Consider the following 871-nt stretch of genomic DNA (forward strand, 5'->3'; position numbering starts at 1 on the left):
TGCAAGATATGGACTTCAGAACCTGATCGTTTCAGACTTAATCCGATCCATCAAATGCCGGGACTGAACACCTAGATTTGTAGACGCCTTCTTTCCTAATTTTGAGGCAAGGAGGCCATGATGGGCACGAACCATTTCAGTGACGATTTCAAGCGGGATGCGGTGGCCCAAATCACCGAACGTGGCTATCCAGTTGCGGAGGTTTCGAAGCGTTTAGGCGTCAGCACCCATTCTCTTTATGCGTGGAAGAAGAAGTTCTCCAAGTCGCCCGATCCGGGAGAAGGCGATCAAGCTGCGGAGATCCGCCGGTTGAAGCATGAACTTGCTCGGGTCACCGAGGAACGTGACATCCTAAAAAAGGCAACCGCGTACTTCGCCAAGGATGCAAAGTGAGGTACGCGTTCGTCGCCGAGCATCGCTCTGTGTTTTCGGTGCGCGCGATGTGCTGTTGCTTGCGCGTCCACCCAAGCGGCTTTTATGCCTGGCTGAAGGCCCCGCTGAGCAAACGGGCCCGGGAAGACATCCGCCAGACGGAACTGCTCAGCAGGGCGTGGAAGGAGAGCGGTAAGGTCTATGGATATCGCAAGCTTCATGACGATCTGCTTGATCAGGGAGAGACGTGCTGCCTGAACCGTGTCGCGCGCCTTACCAGGTTGGCCGGGATCAAGGCCCAGATCGGATATAGGCGGCGACCGGGCAGCTATGGCGGAAGACCTTCCATGGTCGTCGACAACAGCCTCGACCGGCAGTTCGATGTGGAGCAACCCGACCGGGTCTGGGTGACAGACATCACTTACAGTGCGCCTCGTCCCGGATGGTCCGGGGTGCATATGACTGGAATGCATTGAGAAAGGAGGAATGGAAGATTGCC

Annotated in this window: 1 pseudogene; it reads left to right on the forward strand. The window is 56.3% G+C overall.

Annotation, left to right across the window (positions count from 1 at the left end):
• Positions 1–120: 120 nt before the first annotated feature.
• A pseudogene (locus Q0835_RS29990) lies at positions 121–797 on the forward strand (IS3 family transposase); the annotation flags it as partial.
• Between the last annotated feature and the right edge of the window lie 74 nt (positions 798–871).

The organism is uncultured Roseibium sp., from assembly GCF_947499295.1.
In the GTDB taxonomy this organism is placed as follows: Bacteria; Pseudomonadota; Alphaproteobacteria; order Rhizobiales; family Stappiaceae; genus Roseibium.